General features: G+C 56.5%; 13 protein-coding genes and 2 riboswitches. Of the genes, 2 read left to right on the forward strand and 11 right to left on the reverse strand.

The features are described from left to right. Nucleotides 1-181 precede the first annotated feature (181 nt). The 9 genes from purF to NLX71_RS16005 form a co-directional block, all read right to left on the reverse strand. On the reverse strand, nucleotides 182-1720 hold the full coding sequence (gene purF / locus NLX71_RS15965; protein WP_375377932.1) for an amidophosphoribosyltransferase: 1539 nt from the start codon (nucleotides 1718-1720) through the stop codon (nucleotides 182-184). After that, the gene (gene purL, locus NLX71_RS15970) at nucleotides 1702-3948 is read right to left on the reverse strand and encodes a phosphoribosylformylglycinamidine synthase subunit PurL (protein ID WP_254364798.1); all 2247 of its coding nucleotides are present in this window, start codon (nucleotides 3946-3948) and stop codon (nucleotides 1702-1704) included. Before purL ends, purF begins: the two co-directional genes overlap by 19 nt. Continuing rightward, nucleotides 3926-4621 carry a phosphoribosylformylglycinamidine synthase subunit PurQ gene (gene purQ, locus NLX71_RS15975; RefSeq protein ID WP_254364799.1) on the reverse strand — a complete coding sequence of 232 codons (696 nt, stop codon included), beginning with the start codon at nucleotides 4619-4621 and terminating at the stop codon, nucleotides 3926-3928. Before purQ ends, purL begins: the two co-directional genes overlap by 23 nt. Before the next feature lie 19 nt (nucleotides 4622-4640). Then, nucleotides 4641-4889 carry a phosphoribosylformylglycinamidine synthase subunit PurS gene (gene purS, locus NLX71_RS15980; RefSeq protein WP_025845489.1) on the reverse strand — a complete coding sequence of 83 codons (249 nt, stop codon included), beginning with the start codon at nucleotides 4887-4889 and terminating at the stop codon, nucleotides 4641-4643. A 95-nt stretch (nucleotides 4890-4984) separates the two neighbouring features. Then, the gene (locus NLX71_RS15985) at nucleotides 4985-5878 is read right to left on the reverse strand and encodes a phosphoribosylaminoimidazolesuccinocarboxamide synthase (protein WP_254364801.1); all 894 of its coding nucleotides are present in this window, start codon (nucleotides 5876-5878) and stop codon (nucleotides 4985-4987) included. Nucleotides 5879-5905: 27 nt separating this feature from the next. After that, nucleotides 5906-7201: an adenylosuccinate lyase gene (gene purB / locus NLX71_RS15990; RefSeq protein ID WP_254364803.1), complete on the reverse strand. Its 1296-nt coding sequence runs from the start codon at nucleotides 7199-7201 to the stop codon at nucleotides 5906-5908. A gap of 28 nt (nucleotides 7202-7229) precedes the next feature. After that, nucleotides 7230-8423, reverse strand: coding sequence for a 5-(carboxyamino)imidazole ribonucleotide synthase (gene purK, locus NLX71_RS15995; RefSeq protein ID WP_254364805.1), 1194 nt, complete (start codon nucleotides 8421-8423; stop codon nucleotides 7230-7232). After that, nucleotides 8420-8905 carry a 5-(carboxyamino)imidazole ribonucleotide mutase gene (gene purE / locus NLX71_RS16000; protein ID WP_254364806.1) on the reverse strand — a complete coding sequence of 162 codons (486 nt, stop codon included), beginning with the start codon at nucleotides 8903-8905 and terminating at the stop codon, nucleotides 8420-8422. Before purE ends, purK begins: the two co-directional genes overlap by 4 nt. Nucleotides 8906-9063: 158 nt before the next feature. Further along, a riboswitch (purine riboswitch) is annotated at nucleotides 9064-9165 on the reverse strand. 115 nt (nucleotides 9166-9280) lie between these two features. Continuing rightward, nucleotides 9281-9979 carry a DUF6483 family protein gene (locus NLX71_RS16005; RefSeq protein ID WP_254364807.1) on the reverse strand — a complete coding sequence of 233 codons (699 nt, stop codon included), beginning with the start codon at nucleotides 9977-9979 and terminating at the stop codon, nucleotides 9281-9283. A 163-nt stretch (nucleotides 9980-10142) separates the two neighbouring features. After that, a riboswitch (cyclic di-AMP (ydaO/yuaA leader) is annotated at nucleotides 10143-10297 on the forward strand. 4 nt (nucleotides 10298-10301) lie between these two features. Here NLX71_RS16005 and NLX71_RS16010 point away from each other — a divergent pair. Continuing rightward, a complete protein-coding gene (locus NLX71_RS16010; protein WP_254364809.1) occupies nucleotides 10302-11168 on the forward strand; it encodes a stalk domain-containing protein in 867 nt (288 codons plus the stop codon). Nucleotides 11169-11342: 174 nt separating this feature from the next. Beyond that, complete coding sequence (locus NLX71_RS16015; protein WP_254364810.1) at nucleotides 11343-12107, forward strand: AAA family ATPase; 765 nt, start codon at nucleotides 11343-11345, stop codon at nucleotides 12105-12107. Between the two features lie 77 nt (nucleotides 12108-12184). On the opposite strand, the gene NLX71_RS16020 is transcribed toward NLX71_RS16015, so the two are convergent. Together NLX71_RS16020 and NLX71_RS16025 are read right to left on the reverse strand one after the other, a co-directional pair. Beyond that, nucleotides 12185-12382, reverse strand: a complete 198-nt coding sequence (locus tag NLX71_RS16020; protein WP_254364812.1) for a hypothetical protein — start codon at nucleotides 12380-12382, stop codon at nucleotides 12185-12187. Nucleotides 12383-12516: 134 nt separating this feature from the next. Further along, complete coding sequence (locus NLX71_RS16025) at nucleotides 12517-13443, reverse strand: hypothetical protein (protein ID WP_254364813.1); 927 nt, start codon at nucleotides 13441-13443, stop codon at nucleotides 12517-12519. Nucleotides 13444-13475 lie beyond the last annotated feature (32 nt).

The raw sequence follows: 13475 nt of genomic DNA on the forward strand, positions 1-13475 counted from the left end.
TCCGTCAAAAATTTTGCGCAGGAAAATCTGCGCTATCGTAAAAAGGCGGTCCGGGCAGCCCGGGACCGCCGGGTTAGGTCAAAAGCAAGCTGGCGCGTTTAAAAGGTATTGGCATTCTCCCGCTTAACGCGGCCTCACTGTAGCCACTACACTCGCGCCGCCAGCCTGCTGCTGGCCACAATCAATCGCAGCCGCAGCCAAGAGCGGCTTCGTCGGGAATCGGCGTCGGGTAGCTGTTGTCGAAGCAGGCCGTGCACAGCCCGCGGTTGACTTCCACGTTCGGACGTCCGATCGCCGCAAGTAGTCCCTCTTTGCTGAGAAAATACAGCGAGTCGGCATTGATCGCTTGGCGGATTCCCTCCACCGACTTGACCGCCGCAATCAGCTCCGTGCGGCTCGGCGTATCAATGCCGTAGAAGCATGGGTTCGCAAACGGCGGCGAGCTGATGCGCACGTGCACTTCCTTCGCGCCGGCCTCGCGCAGCAGGTTGACGATGCGCAGCGAGGTCGTGCCGCGCACGATCGAGTCGTCGATCATGACGACGCGCTTGCCTTCGACGATGCTGCGCACCGCCGACAGCTTCATCTTGACGCCCTGCTCGCGCAGCTCCTGACTCGGCTGGATGAACGTCCGGCCGGTATAGCGGTTTTTGATCAGGCCCAGCTCGTATGGAATGCCTGTTTGCTCCGCGTAGCCGATCGCAGCGGAAATGCTGGAATCCGGCACGCCGGTAACGATGTCGCCATCGACGAACGCTTCAATTGCCAGCTGGCGTCCCATCCGCTTGCGCGCAGAATGGATGTTCGTCTCGTCGATATCGCTGTCCGGCCGGGCAAAATAAACGTATTCCATCGCGCAGATCGCACGCTGCTTGATCGGCGAGAAGCGATCTTCCGTCATTGCGCCGGTCTTGAAGTCAAACACCAGCAGCTCGCCCGGCTCGATGTCGCGGTAATATTTGCCCCCGACCGTGTCGAACGCACAGGATTCGGAAGCAAACAGCCACGCGTTGCCAAGACGGCCCATCACATAAGGCCGTAAGCCGTGCGGGTCCCGCGCGACGATCAGCTTGTCCTTCGTCAAAAACATAAACGCATACGCGCCCTCCACCCGGAGCAGCGTCTCCTTTACGGCGGAGACGATATCGTTCTGCTTCGAGCGGGCGATCAAGTGCGCTACCACTTCCGTATCGCTGGTCGTTTGGAAAATCGACCCTTCCTTTTCCAACTGATCCTTGATTTGAGGCGCATTGGTCAAGTTGCCATTCGTAGCAATCGCCAGGTCGCCTCCGCGGTATTTGAACACGAGCGGCTGCGCATTGGCCAGCTTGCTTTCGCCCGCTGTCGAATAACGCACGTGTCCAATCGATGCATTTCCGGTCATGGGGGCGAGGTTATCGTTGTTGAACACTTCCTTCACAAGCCCCATGCCGCGGTGATAATGAAACGACTCCCCGGTCGCTACGCAGATGCCCGCGCTTTCCTGTCCGCGGTGCTGCAGCGCATGGAGGCCGTAGTACGAAAGCGAAGCGGCTTCGGGATGACCGAACACGCCGAAAACCCCGCACTCTTCCCCCAGCTTGTCCATAAAGCTGTCCTGGCCGGTATGGCCTTCGTTATAGTAGCGCCCGGTCCAGAGAGGCATTGCCACTCCGGAAGCCGAACGAATGATTTTTGCTGCCTCTTCTCCCTGTCCGCCGATCAGCTGTTCATCAGACATGGAATCGCATCCTTCCAAACCTTTTCTAGTTCCGTCACAGATGCATCAATAACCGGTTTTCCATTGACTTGAAGCTGCAGCGAGCCGCCGCCGACCGTACCGAGCGCTTGCACCGGCACGCCGCGCTCTGTCAGCAGCTTCTGCAGCGCTTCGGCTTTGTCCGGGGCTGCGCTTAGCAGAAGGCGGGATTGGCTTTCGCTGAACAGCGCGATATCCGGGCGCAGCTCCGAAGCGAAGTTCGCCTTCGCCCCGAGACGACCGCTCATGCAGCTCTCGGCCAGCGCGACGGCCAGTCCGCCTTCGGACAAGTCGTGCGCGGAAGCGACCAGCCCCTGCTGAATCGCCGTCAGCACCGCATCCAGCAGCGTTTTTTCCACGTCCAAATCGATTTGCGGCGGACGGCCTTCCGTGACGCCGTGAACGACATATTGGAACTCGCTGCCGCCCAGCTCTGCTTTTGTCTCGCCGAGCAGCAGGATCACGTCGCCTTCGCGCTTGAAGCCCTGCGTCGTAATATGGTCGGTGTCATGCACCAAGCCGACCATCCCGACGACCGGCGTCGGATAAATCGCGCCTTTGGCGTTCTCGTTGTACAAGCTGACGTTGCCGCCGATCACCGGCGTATTCAGCTTGCGGCAAGCTTCGGCCATGCCGTCGACCGATTTCTCCAGCTGCCAGAAAATGTCCGGCTTTTCCGGGCTGCCGAAGTTCAGGTTGTCCGTAATCGCCAGCGGCTCCGCGCCGGAGCAGACGTTGTTGCGCGCCGCTTCCGCTACAGCGATGCGGCCGCCGACTTCCGGATCGAGGTAGACATAGCGTCCGTTGCAGTCCGTGGACATGGACAGCGCCTTGCGGGAGCCGCGAATCGTCACGACCGCCGCGTCGGAGCCCGGCTGAACCGCCGTGCTGGTACGCACCATATAATCGTATTGGTTATAAATCCACTCTTTGTTCGCTACCGTAGGGGAAGCCAGCACCTGCTTGAGCGCGCCGTTCAAATCCGTCACTTCCGGGTAACGAAGCGTGTCGATCTTGCCGTTCTCCTCATAATAAGCCGGTACCGCGGAAGGCTTGTGATACATCGGGCAGTCGTCTACAAGCGCTTTGACCGGCATGTCACCGACCAGCTCGCCCTTATGGAACAGCTTCAGGTTGCCGTCGTCAGTCACTTTGCCCACCTTCGCGCAGTGCAGCCCCCAACGCTCGAAAATCGCTTTCGCCTGAGCTTCGTGCTCCGGCTTCACAACGAACAGCATCCGCTCCTGCGACTCGGACAGCATCATCTCGTAAGGCGTCATGCCTTCCTCGCGCTGCGGCACCTCGTCCAGATACAGCTCCATGCCGTTGCCGGCCTTGCTGGCCATCTCCGAGCTGGAGCAGGTCAAGCCTGCGGCGCCCATATCCTGAATGCCGACGACGATGCCGGAATCGATCAGCTCAAGGCATGCTTCCAGCACGAGCTTCTCCATGAACGGATCGCCGACCTGCACCGCCGAACGCTTCGCTTCGGACTCCGCCGTCAAGTCCTCGGAGGCAAACGTCGCGCCGTGAATGCCGTCGCGTCCCGTCGCCGGGCCGACGTAGAAGACCGGGTTGCCGACGCCTTTGGCGACGCCCTTTTGGATTTTGTCGTGATCGATCAGACCGACGCACATCGCATTGACGAGCGGATTGCCTTCGTAGCTCTCGTCGAACATGACTTCGCCGCCAACCGTCGGGATGCCGATACAGTTGCCGTATCCAGCAATCCCTGAAACGACATGCTCGAACAAATATTTGACACGGTCATTCGTGAGACGGCCGAAACGCAAGCTGTTCAAGACCGCCACCGGTCTTGCGCCCATCGAGAAAATGTCGCGGATAATGCCGCCGACTCCCGTCGCCGCGCCTTGATACGGCTCGACCGCCGAAGGATGGTTATGGCTTTCGATTTTGAACACCACCGCCTGGTTGTCGCCGATATCGACGATGCCTGCGCCTTCGCCCGGCCCCATCAGGACACGGGGTCCGCTTGTCGGGAATTTGCGGAGAACCGCTTTCGAATTTTTATAGGAGCAGTGCTCGGACCACATGACGCTGAATACGCCGATCTCGACGTAGTTCGGCTTCCGGCCCAAAAACCCGCAAATTTTGTCATACTCCGCATCCGATACGCCGAACTGCTTGTAAATCTGCTGCTCGGCAATTTGCTCTGCCGTTGGTTCCTTAGCCGATAGCTGCTGCGCCATGCTTCTCCCTCCAGGTGCTCAAAATCGATGTAAACATCTTCCGTCCGTCCGCCGAGCCGAGCAGCTCATGCACCGCTCGCTCCGGATGCGGCATCATGCCCAGCACGTTGCCCGCCCGGTTGCAAATGCCGGCAATATCGTCGACCGAACCGTTCGGATTGTTGCCCGCTTCGTAACGGAACACGATCTGGTTGTTCGCTTTCAGCTCCGCCAGCGTTGTCTCATCACAGTAATAGTTGCCTTCGCCATGGGCGATCGGAATGTTGATCAGCTCGCCCTTCGTGTAATCCGAAGTAAACGGTGTGTTCGTATTTTCCACCTGCAGCATGGCTGCGTGGCAGCGGAATTTGAGCGACCGGTTGCGCAGCATGCCTCCTGGCAGCAGACCCGATTCCAGCAAAATCTGGAATCCGTTGCAAATACCCAGAATGTATTTTCCTTCCGCCGCCGCTTTCACCAAGGCGTTCATGACCGGGGCAAAGCGGGCAATCGCGCCGCAGCGCAGGTAGTCGCCGTACGAGAAGCCGCCGGGAATAAGAATGCAATCATACTTCGATAAGTCCGTTTCCGTATGCCACACGTAATCCACTGGCTGTCCGATCGTATCCTCTACCGCTTTATAGCAGTCGATATCGCAGTTGGAGCCGGGGAATACCAACACCGCGAAATTCATCACGCGCGCCTCCTTTTGATTAACCCTGTACCAGCTCGAAACGGTAATCCTCGATCACGGTGTTTGCGAGCAGCTTTTCGCACATCGCTTTCAACCGCTCTTCCGCCGCAGCCCGGTCGTTTGTGTTCAGTTCCACTTCCAAATATTTGCCGATTCTCACCTTCTCCACTTCGTCGAAGCCCATCGAGTGGAGCGCGCCCTGTACGGCGGTTCCTTGCACATCCAGAACGCTTTGCTTGATCGTTACGTATACCGTTGCTTTGAACATTAGGAAAAGTACCTCCCACATTAAGTTAATCATTTTGGGCCTATCCTGAAGCGCGTTATCCGCGGAGCGGCGGCTTGCCGCCCCGGCAAGCCAGCTTACCCTTGCGCCAAACGGTTATAGATATCGCGGTAACGCCGGGAAGTCTCCTCCACCACATGCGGAGGCAGCGGGTCCGGCTCGCTGTTTTTGTCCCAATCGGTGCCGGACAAATACGTCCGGACCGGCTCTTTGTCCATGCCGTCGATCTCGATGTCGAGCTCGTATTTGCTTTTGTCCCAGAAGCGGGAGGAATCCGGCGTAAAAATTTCGTCAATCAGGATGATTTCGCCGTCGATCAGACCGAATTCGAACTTCGTATCCGCCAAAATAATGCCGCGCGCCTCGCAAAACTCCCGCGCAAACTCGTACAGCCGGATGCTTATCTCTTGAAGCTGCTGCGTCAGCTCCACGCCGACCAGCTCGGTCATGCGCTCGATCGTGATGTCCTCGTCATGGCCGACGTCGTTCTTCGCGGCGGGGGTGAAAATCGGCTGCGGAAACCGCTCGTTCTTGCGCATGCCCGCCGGCAGCTTGTGTCCGTTTACCTCGCCAGTTTTCTGGTACTGCCGCCAGCCGCCGCCGGTAATGTAGCCGCGCACGACGCATTCGATGTCGATCCGCTGCGCCTTTTTCGTGACCATGAACCGGTCCTTCATAATCTCGCGGTCCATGACCAGCTCCCCGAGCCGATCCACGTCAGCGTGCACCAGATGATTCGGCTGGATGCCTGCCGTCTGCTCGAACCAGAAGCGGCTGAGCGAATTCAGCACGTTGCCTTTGTCCGGCACCGCCGGGCTCAGCACCCAGTCGAACGCGGAGATGCGGTCGGTGACCGCGATCAGGTAGTGCTCGCCGAGATCGTACAGCTCCCGGACTTTGCCTTTGTAGAGCAGCGGCGCCTTTACGTAAGGCTCGGCACTCGAAATGGCCGTTGTCGTCGTTCCACTCATCGCTTCGTCAGGCCTCCCCCGTTTAGATCAGCTCAAGCCGAGACGCTTGAAAATCGTATCCACATGCTTCAAATGCCAGCTCGGGTTGAACGCATCCTCGATCTCTTCCAGACTTAGATGCTCCCGGATCGCAGGCGTATTCTCGACGATGTCGCGGAACGAACGCTGCTCCTCCCACGCCTGCATCGCGCGCGGCTGCACCGTATCGTACGCTTGCTCGCGGCTGAAGCCTTTGTCGATCAGCTTCGTCATGACGCGGCCGGAAAACGGCACGCCGTACGTGCTTTGCATGTTGCGCTTCATATTTTCCGGGAACACCGTCAGGTTCTTCACGATGTTGCCGAGGCGGTTCAGCATATAGTTGAGCAGGATCGTCGCATCCGGCAAAATGATCCGCTCGACCGAGGAGTGCGAAATATCGCGCTCGTGCCACAGCGTCACGTTCTCGTAAGCGGAAACCATATGGCCGCGGATGACCCGTGCCATTCCGGAGATGCTCTCGCAGCCGATCGGATTGCGCTTGTGCGGCATCGCGGACGAGCCTTTTTGCCCTTTGGCGAACGGCTCCTCCACCTCGCGGAATTCGCTCTTCTGCAGCCCGCGGATTTCCGTCGCAAACTTGTCGAGCGAGGTCGCGACCAGCGCCAGCGTCGCCATGTACTCCGCGTGACGGTCGCGCTGCAGCGTCTGCGTGGAGATTGGCGCCGGCTTCGTGCCAAGCTTGCCGCATACGTATTCCTCCACAAAAGGATCAATGTTCGCATATGTGCCGACCGCGCCGGAAATTTTGCCGTACTGCACGCCGTCCGCCGCAAAGCGGAAACGCTCCAGGTTGCGCTTCATTTCCTCGTACCACAGCGCCATTTTCAGCCCGAACGTCGTCGGCTCGGCATGCACGCCGTGCGTCCGTCCCATCATCGGCGTATCTTTGTAAGCAACCGCCTTGTCCTTCAAAATCTCAATGAAGTTCAGCAGGTCCTTCTCCAAAATCGTGTTGGCCTGCTTCAGCAAGTAACCGAGCGCGGTATCGACCACGTCCGTGGAAGTCAAGCCGTAGTGTACCCATTTCCGCTCCGGTCCGAGCGTCTCGGATACCGCACGCGTGAAGGCGATCACATCGTGGCGCGTCTCCTGCTCGATTTCGTAGACGCGGTCGATGTTGAAGTCTGCGTTTTTGCGCAGCTCGGCTACGTCTTCCTTCGGGATTACACCCAGTTCCGCCCACGCTTCGCAGGAAAGAATCTCGACTTCGAGCCACGCCCTAAATTTGTTTTCTTCCGTCCAAATGCCGCCCATCTCAGGTCTCGTATAACGTTCGATCATGGTTTCTCCATCCTCCGCTTTTATCTTTCTATTTTATAGCTTCCCATATTTTTGAAGCCTCTATCCAATCGAATGCCGCCTCATGCGAGGCCGCGAGCAAGTTCACATGCCCCATCTTGCGGCCGGCTTTGGCTTCATGCTTCCCGTACAAATGCACCTTCGCCGTCACGCCCGGCACCTGCTCCGCTTCCGGCTTGACGATCCAGTCCAGCAGCGGCTGCACATGCTCGCCCAGCACATTGACCATGACGACCGGCGTCATCAGCGCGGGGTCTCCAAGCGGCAGGTTCGCGATCGCCCGTACGTGCTGCTCAAACTGCGACGTCCGGCACGCCTCCATCGTATAGTGCCCGGAGTTATGCGGACGCGGCGCCAGCTCGTTGACGAACAGCTCGCCATCTGCGGAAAGGAACAGCTCGACGGCAATGAGCCCGATCACATCCAGCTCCTCGGCGATCCGCAGCGCCATCCGCTCCGCTTCCCGCTGCACCTCTTCCGGCACTCTCGCCGGTACGATGGACAAGTGCAAGATGTTGTTCACATGCACATTCTCCGCAGCGGGAAAAGCTCTGACTTCCCCGCGCGGGCTGCGGGCCGCAATGACCGACAGTTCCTTCGTGAAATGAACGAACTGCTCCAGCACAAGCTCCGTCCGGGCCCGGCTTAACGTATCGTACGCCTCCTGCACTTCGTCCAGCGAGCGAATGACCCACTGCCCTTTGCCGTCGTACCCGCCCGTCGCCGTCTTTAGCACGCACGGCGTACCGAAGCGGCGGACCGCTTCGCGCAGCTCTTCCGCGCTGCCGATTTCGGCATACGGCGCGACCTTGACGCCTGCGGCTTCAATCGCCCGCTTCTCGCGCAGCCGATGCTGCGTTGTGTACAGCAGCTTGCTGCCCTGCGGCACGTACGACTCGGCCATCAGCAGCTTGGTAACATCGGCGTCCACGTTCTCGAACTCGTATGTGATGACATCGGCCAGCTCCGCAAGCTGCCGCGCGGCATCGACGTCATCATAAGGCGCGACAATTTGCCGGTCCGCCACTTGGCCGCAAGGCGAATCCGGCGTCGGGTCCAACGTCACGAACCGGTAGCCCATAGCGCTTCCCGCCAGAGCCATCATCCGTCCAAGCTGCCCTCCCCCAAGCACGCCAATCGCAGCGCCGGGGAGCCATACTTTCGATGGGTCGTACGTTCGGTTTTGATCCGTCTGCCGCGTCATTCCAGCACGCTCTTTTCAATAACGGTTTGCGCGATTTTTTCGCGGCGCTCCGCTACTTTACGCTGGAGTGCCGGATCGAAGGCGCCGAGCATTTGAGCGGCCAACAGCCCCGCATTCGTCGCTCCGGCATGTCCGATCGCCACAGTGCCGACCGGAATGCCGCCCGGCATCTGAACGATGGATAGCAGCGAATCGAGGCCGTTCAGCGTGGACGATTTGACCGGCACGCCGATCACCGGCAGCACCGTCTTCGCCGCCACCATGCCCGGCAAATGCGCCGCGCCTCCGGCTCCGGCAATAATGACCTTCAATCCGCGTTCTGCCGCTGACGCGGCGTAATCGAACATCAGGTCGGGCGTCCGGTGAGCGGAGACGACTTTCTTTTCATAAGGCACTTCGAGCTCGTCCAGCACGTCGCAAGCATGCTTCATCGTTTCCCAGTCGGACTGGCTGCCCATAATGACTCCAACAAGAACAGACATTGGTAACCTCCGTGTCGGTCGCATCGATGTTTGACCCTATATTTATAGAAGAAAAAAACAAAACGCCCATTGGATAGTACTGACAAGCGCAGTCTATCGGCAGGACGACAAGAATACTCCCCAAGCGCAAGCTAAGGTCTGGCATGCTTATGCCGACCCCTGAAACTTCGCTCACTCGTAGTCCAAAAATTTAAGGTTTTCGGGTAGAGACTTTCGGGCCATATTCCCGACATTATACGAGACTATTCGATTTTGTTAAGGCTTTCATCCTCTTTAGTTTAACAGTCTTAAACACCGCATGTCAACTCCAAAAGACGAACATTTTTTTATTTAAAGCAAAAATAGTTCGCATTTTCGCACAAAATACCGTACAGCTTATCCTTGCTCCAAAATGCTCTTTTTTATGCGAATCAGCTCGTTCAGCCCGTCCTGCACTTCTTCTTTCGACAAATTTCCCTGCTCCAGCGCCGCTGAATCCAAGCCCAGCCATCGTTCGTACATCCGAATACCGAATCTTAGCTGTTCAAGCCGCTCCTCGGTTTCCTTCGTCCGTTCCAGCTCGGCCAGCAAATGGAAAAACGCATCCTCCGCCCGTCCATATCGGCCGCTTGCTTCATAATAAGGGATAAGTACTTTAAGCAAACCCGCAGACATAGGAGCCCGTCCAACCAAGGCAAGCGCGGACTCGATCCGGTCTGTGAATTCCTCGCGCAGCTCATCGCGCGCATCCAGCTCTCTGGCCGTTAACAGCAGCTCCAGCGATTTAGCCGCCGCCGCTCTGGCCGCCGCCTCTTCTCCGGAGTCCGTGTGCAAAGCCGCCTGGGCGTTGAGCATGTCTCCGCATACAAGCACTTTTCCCTGATCGACCTCGCCGTCTTTGGACAGCAATGCCAGCAAATCTTTGACCGATAGCGCATGGACCAGCTTCGAGCCGACGCCGAGCAGCTGCCGCATCGCTTGGTTCAGCAGCTCCATCGCTTCCCGCAGCTGTTGATTCCGCCGATGAAACATCACTTTATGCAGCATTTCCACCGCTTGTTCGATCATCCGTAAAATATAATCCCGCTTATACATGGCGCTGCTCCTTTCCCGGGACCAGGACCGTCCCAAATCAACGGATGCCCCCGAACACTCTTTTATTGTACCGCAATTCCTGCTTGGGAGGAAAAAAGCTCTGCTATTTTCCGGCAGTTGTTGGATGATTTTATGTATTGATACCAGCAACGAGCCTGTGGTAAATTCTTAAAAGCCGAATCGCACAGCAAATTTCGTGTACGTACGGGGGACGCAATACATGGGGTGAATGCCGCAGGACCGCAACGGTTCGCAGCTAGGGAGCCTACCTCTTCCCGAACCCGACAACTAACCTCGGAGGCTTACAGGAGGGAAAAAGAATATGAAATTTGGTTTGAAAAGCGTGCTTCTTGCATGCCTGTTCACGCTGCCCGCGATACTGCCCGTCTACACTCCGGCGGCCTATGCCGATGAACCGGTGCGTCTGGCGGAGGACGTCAAGGTTCAGGTGAACGACAAGCTGGTGCAGTTTCCGGACGCCCAGCCGTTTGTGGATGAGAATCACAAGCTTCAAGTTCCGGCGCGCGTCGTCGCGGACAAACTCGGCTACCAGCTGAATTGGGAGCCTGCCGGTTCCGAGATCAAAATTACAATCAAAGACGATAAAAACAGCCTGTCGCTGCAAACCGGGAATAAGTCGGTTACGGTCAACGGGCAGCGCGAGCAGCTCGAAAGCGCCGCGGAATTCGTCGACGGCCGCGTCTATGTGCCGGTCCGCTTAATCTCGGATTCGTTCGACATCCAGACGCAATGGGACAATCAAAACCGCATCGCGATTCTCGGCGCTGACGGCAATTATCATGCGCCTGCCTGGTATCGCCCAAGCGCAGCCGTTCAAACGGCTTCCAAGGCGCCCGCGCCGGCTTACAGCAAAATGATCGAAGTCAAAGCGACAGCCTACACCGCGTCTCCTGCAGAGAACGGCGGATATGGCCCAGTCGATTATATGGGCAACCCCTTGAAACTTGGAACGATCGCCGTAGATCCTTCGGTCATTCCGCTCGGTTCCAAGGTATTGATCAAAGGCTACTCCTATAAGGGCCTGCCCGCTGACGGCTTGTACGCCACAGCGACGGATACCGGAGGAGCGATAAAAGGCAACAGGGTCGATATTTTCCTTCCCGAGAGCCGCGCTCAAGCCAAGCTCTTCGGTATGCAGAATGTGCAGGTATACGTACTTAATCCTTAATCAAGCTTGATTCTCATCCAAACCGAAAAAAAGCAGTCGTCTCACTTCAAAGCGGGACGGCTGCTTTTTTTCGGTTTATATCTTATTATTCGTACGTTTTGCTGGCATAGTTCGCGACTTGCCGGCTTTTCTGTATAATAGAGTCAATGATCAACTGGAAGGAGGCATTACCTTATGGGGATATACGATAAAGATCCGTTCGTGAGAAGTATGGAGCTGAGGCGGGAGAACGTGCCGTCTTTTGCCGAATATCCGTTTCACCTCCCGGCTTTGCGCCAGTTGACCACCCTGCACTTCCATCCCAAGGTCACCTACATCATCGGCGAGAATGGCATGGGCAAGTCCACCCTGCTTGAAGCCATCGCCGTTGCCTGGGGCTTCAATCCCGAAGGCGGCAGCTTGAACTTCAATTTCGCGACGCACGAATCCCACTCGGAGTTGCACCGGCATATCCGTCTGGTGCGCGGGATCGATAGGCCAAGGGACGGCTTCTTCTTCCGGGCGGAAACCTACTACAATCTCGCGACCAATATCGATCGGCTGGATAGCGAACTGTCGCCCGCCCCTCCCATCATCAATTCATACGGGGGCAAATCGCTGCACGAGCAGTCGCACGGCGAATCGTTTTTTGCGGCCTTCCTTCACCGTTTCGGAGGCAACGGGCTATATATTCTGGACGAGCCGGAAGCGGCGCTATCTCCCTTGAAGCAAATGTCCATGCTCGCCCGCATCCACGCGCTGGTCAAGAAAAATTCGCAGTTCATCATCTCGACGCATTCGCCCATTCTGATGGGCTATCCGGATGCTCTGGCTTATTATTTGACGCCGGACGGAATCGAGCACATCAATGTGGAAGAAACCGATCACTATATCATTATGAAGCAATTTCTGCATAATCGGGAACGCATGCTTAGAGAGCTTTTTGCCGACGAGGAATAACGAAAAAAGAACAGGCCCGGTTCGTTCCGGTACACTGTTCTTCGTTTTTTTGCGGGATGATCTGGTTCGAACCGTCGCTAAACGGAATCTTCATTCTTTTGTACGCTGAAGCGTTCCTCGCGGCGGTCAATTGGGCCCGGGCTTCCGGCAACCGGCGGATCGATCTGCACGGCCTGCTCGGTCGTACGCGTCTGGTGCAGGTCGGTAGCCCCGGCCGCATGAGTGCCCAGATCCTCCAGTTCGGCATTACCTGCATGATCATGCACTTGGCTCATTCGAATTCCCTCCTTATTGTGAACTACCTGTATTTTGCGGTTTGCGCTGACATTTCATACCTGAAAAGCGTCTGCTTTCCGGCCGGATACGAAAAAACCGGCGATACCCGTAGGCGATCGCCGGTTCCCGATGGTTAATGCACGAGAGCTTGCAGCAGACTTTGTCCCAATTCAACTTCTTTGTTAAACTCTTCTTGATATTCGTTGATGATATCCGTGCTGAAGCCTTTAGACTCCAACTCGCTTCTTACGCTATCGAGAATGGCGTTGAATTGAGCTGTTTTTTCGTTAAACGTGCTTTCTCCCTGCTGGTAAATACTTGCTCTTTCCTTGGAGTTTTTCGCCTGCTTGGCTTGAATGGCGATCCCCATCAATTCCTGCTTGCTTTCATTACGGAGATGGATGAGCTGCTGAGTCGCATTTTTCGTGATTTCCTTGTACTCTTTATCCTTCTCCTTATCGCCGTTACCTTTACCATTTCCATTGTCGTTGTCGTTGTCGTTACCATTACCGTTGCCATTGCCATTGCCGTTGCCGTTGCCGTTGCCGTTGCCGTTACCATTCCCGTTGCCATTACCATTGCCGTTGCCGTTTCCATTGCCGTTTTCCTTATCCTGCTTTTCCTTTTCTTGCTTCTCTTTCTCCTGTTTTTCCTTCTCTTGCTTTTCTTTTTCCTGCTTTTCTTTTTCCTGCTTTTCCTTCTCTAACCGCTCCTTCTCCTGCTTTTCTTTCTCTTGCTTCTCTTTCTCTAGCCGTTCCTTTTCCCGCTTCTCTCTCTCCTGCTTCTCTTTCTCCTGCTGTTCCTTTTCCTTATCGCTCTTTGACGGTTTTGGAGTGCTCCAGCCGAAATTCGTCTCGAACCATTTGTCCATATTAAACTTTTCTCCGAGGAGCACATTCAAGTTGATCACGGTAGGTCCGTTGAAGTTAACCAGCGGCGACTGGTTCTCAAATGTTAGCGATGCCGCTTCGGCTTTCGGCGCAGATAGTGCCGGCGTCGTCAAGGCTGCCGCGATCACGACTGCAAGAAACTTTGTCAAGGTGGCTTTCCTTTTTTTCATAGTTTTCTCTCCCTTAGTTTTATAAAGTTATG

This window comes from Paenibacillus sp. MZ04-78.2 (assembly GCF_024213375.1).
In the GTDB taxonomy this organism is placed as follows: Bacteria; Bacillota; Bacilli; order Paenibacillales; family NBRC-103111; genus Paenibacillus_G.

Excerpts from the sequence above, each read along its gene's own strand:
- purF (WP_375377932.1), bottom strand. The coding sequence starts at position 1,720 with ATGTCTGATGAACAGCTGATCGGCGGACAGGGAGAAGAGGCAGCAAAA.
- purL (WP_254364798.1), bottom strand. The coding sequence starts at position 3,948 with ATGGCGCAGCAGCTATCGGCTAAGGAACCAACGGCAGAGCAAATTGCC.
- purQ (WP_254364799.1), bottom strand. The coding sequence starts at position 4,621 with ATGAATTTCGCGGTGTTGGTATTCCCCGGCTCCAACTGCGATATCGAC.
- purS (WP_025845489.1), bottom strand. The coding sequence starts at position 4,889 with ATGTTCAAAGCAACGGTATACGTAACGATCAAGCAAAGCGTTCTGGAT.
- NLX71_RS15985 (WP_254364801.1), bottom strand. The coding sequence starts at position 5,878 with ATGAGTGGAACGACGACAACGGCCATTTCGAGTGCCGAGCCTTACGTA.
- purB (WP_254364803.1), bottom strand. The coding sequence starts at position 7,201 with ATGATCGAACGTTATACGAGACCTGAGATGGGCGGCATTTGGACGGAA.
- purK (WP_254364805.1), bottom strand. The coding sequence starts at position 8,423 with ATGACGCGGCAGACGGATCAAAACCGAACGTACGACCCATCGAAAGTA.
- purE (WP_254364806.1), bottom strand. The coding sequence starts at position 8,905 with ATGTCTGTTCTTGTTGGAGTCATTATGGGCAGCCAGTCCGACTGGGAA.
- NLX71_RS16005 (WP_254364807.1), bottom strand. The coding sequence starts at position 9,979 with ATGTATAAGCGGGATTATATTTTACGGATGATCGAACAAGCGGTGGAA.
- NLX71_RS16010 (WP_254364809.1), top strand. The coding sequence starts at position 10,302 with ATGAAATTTGGTTTGAAAAGCGTGCTTCTTGCATGCCTGTTCACGCTG.
- NLX71_RS16015 (WP_254364810.1), top strand. The coding sequence starts at position 11,343 with ATGGGGATATACGATAAAGATCCGTTCGTGAGAAGTATGGAGCTGAGG.
- NLX71_RS16020 (WP_254364812.1), bottom strand. The coding sequence starts at position 12,382 with ATGAGCCAAGTGCATGATCATGCAGGTAATGCCGAACTGGAGGATCTG.
- NLX71_RS16025 (WP_254364813.1), bottom strand. The coding sequence starts at position 13,443 with ATGAAAAAAAGGAAAGCCACCTTGACAAAGTTTCTTGCAGTCGTGATC.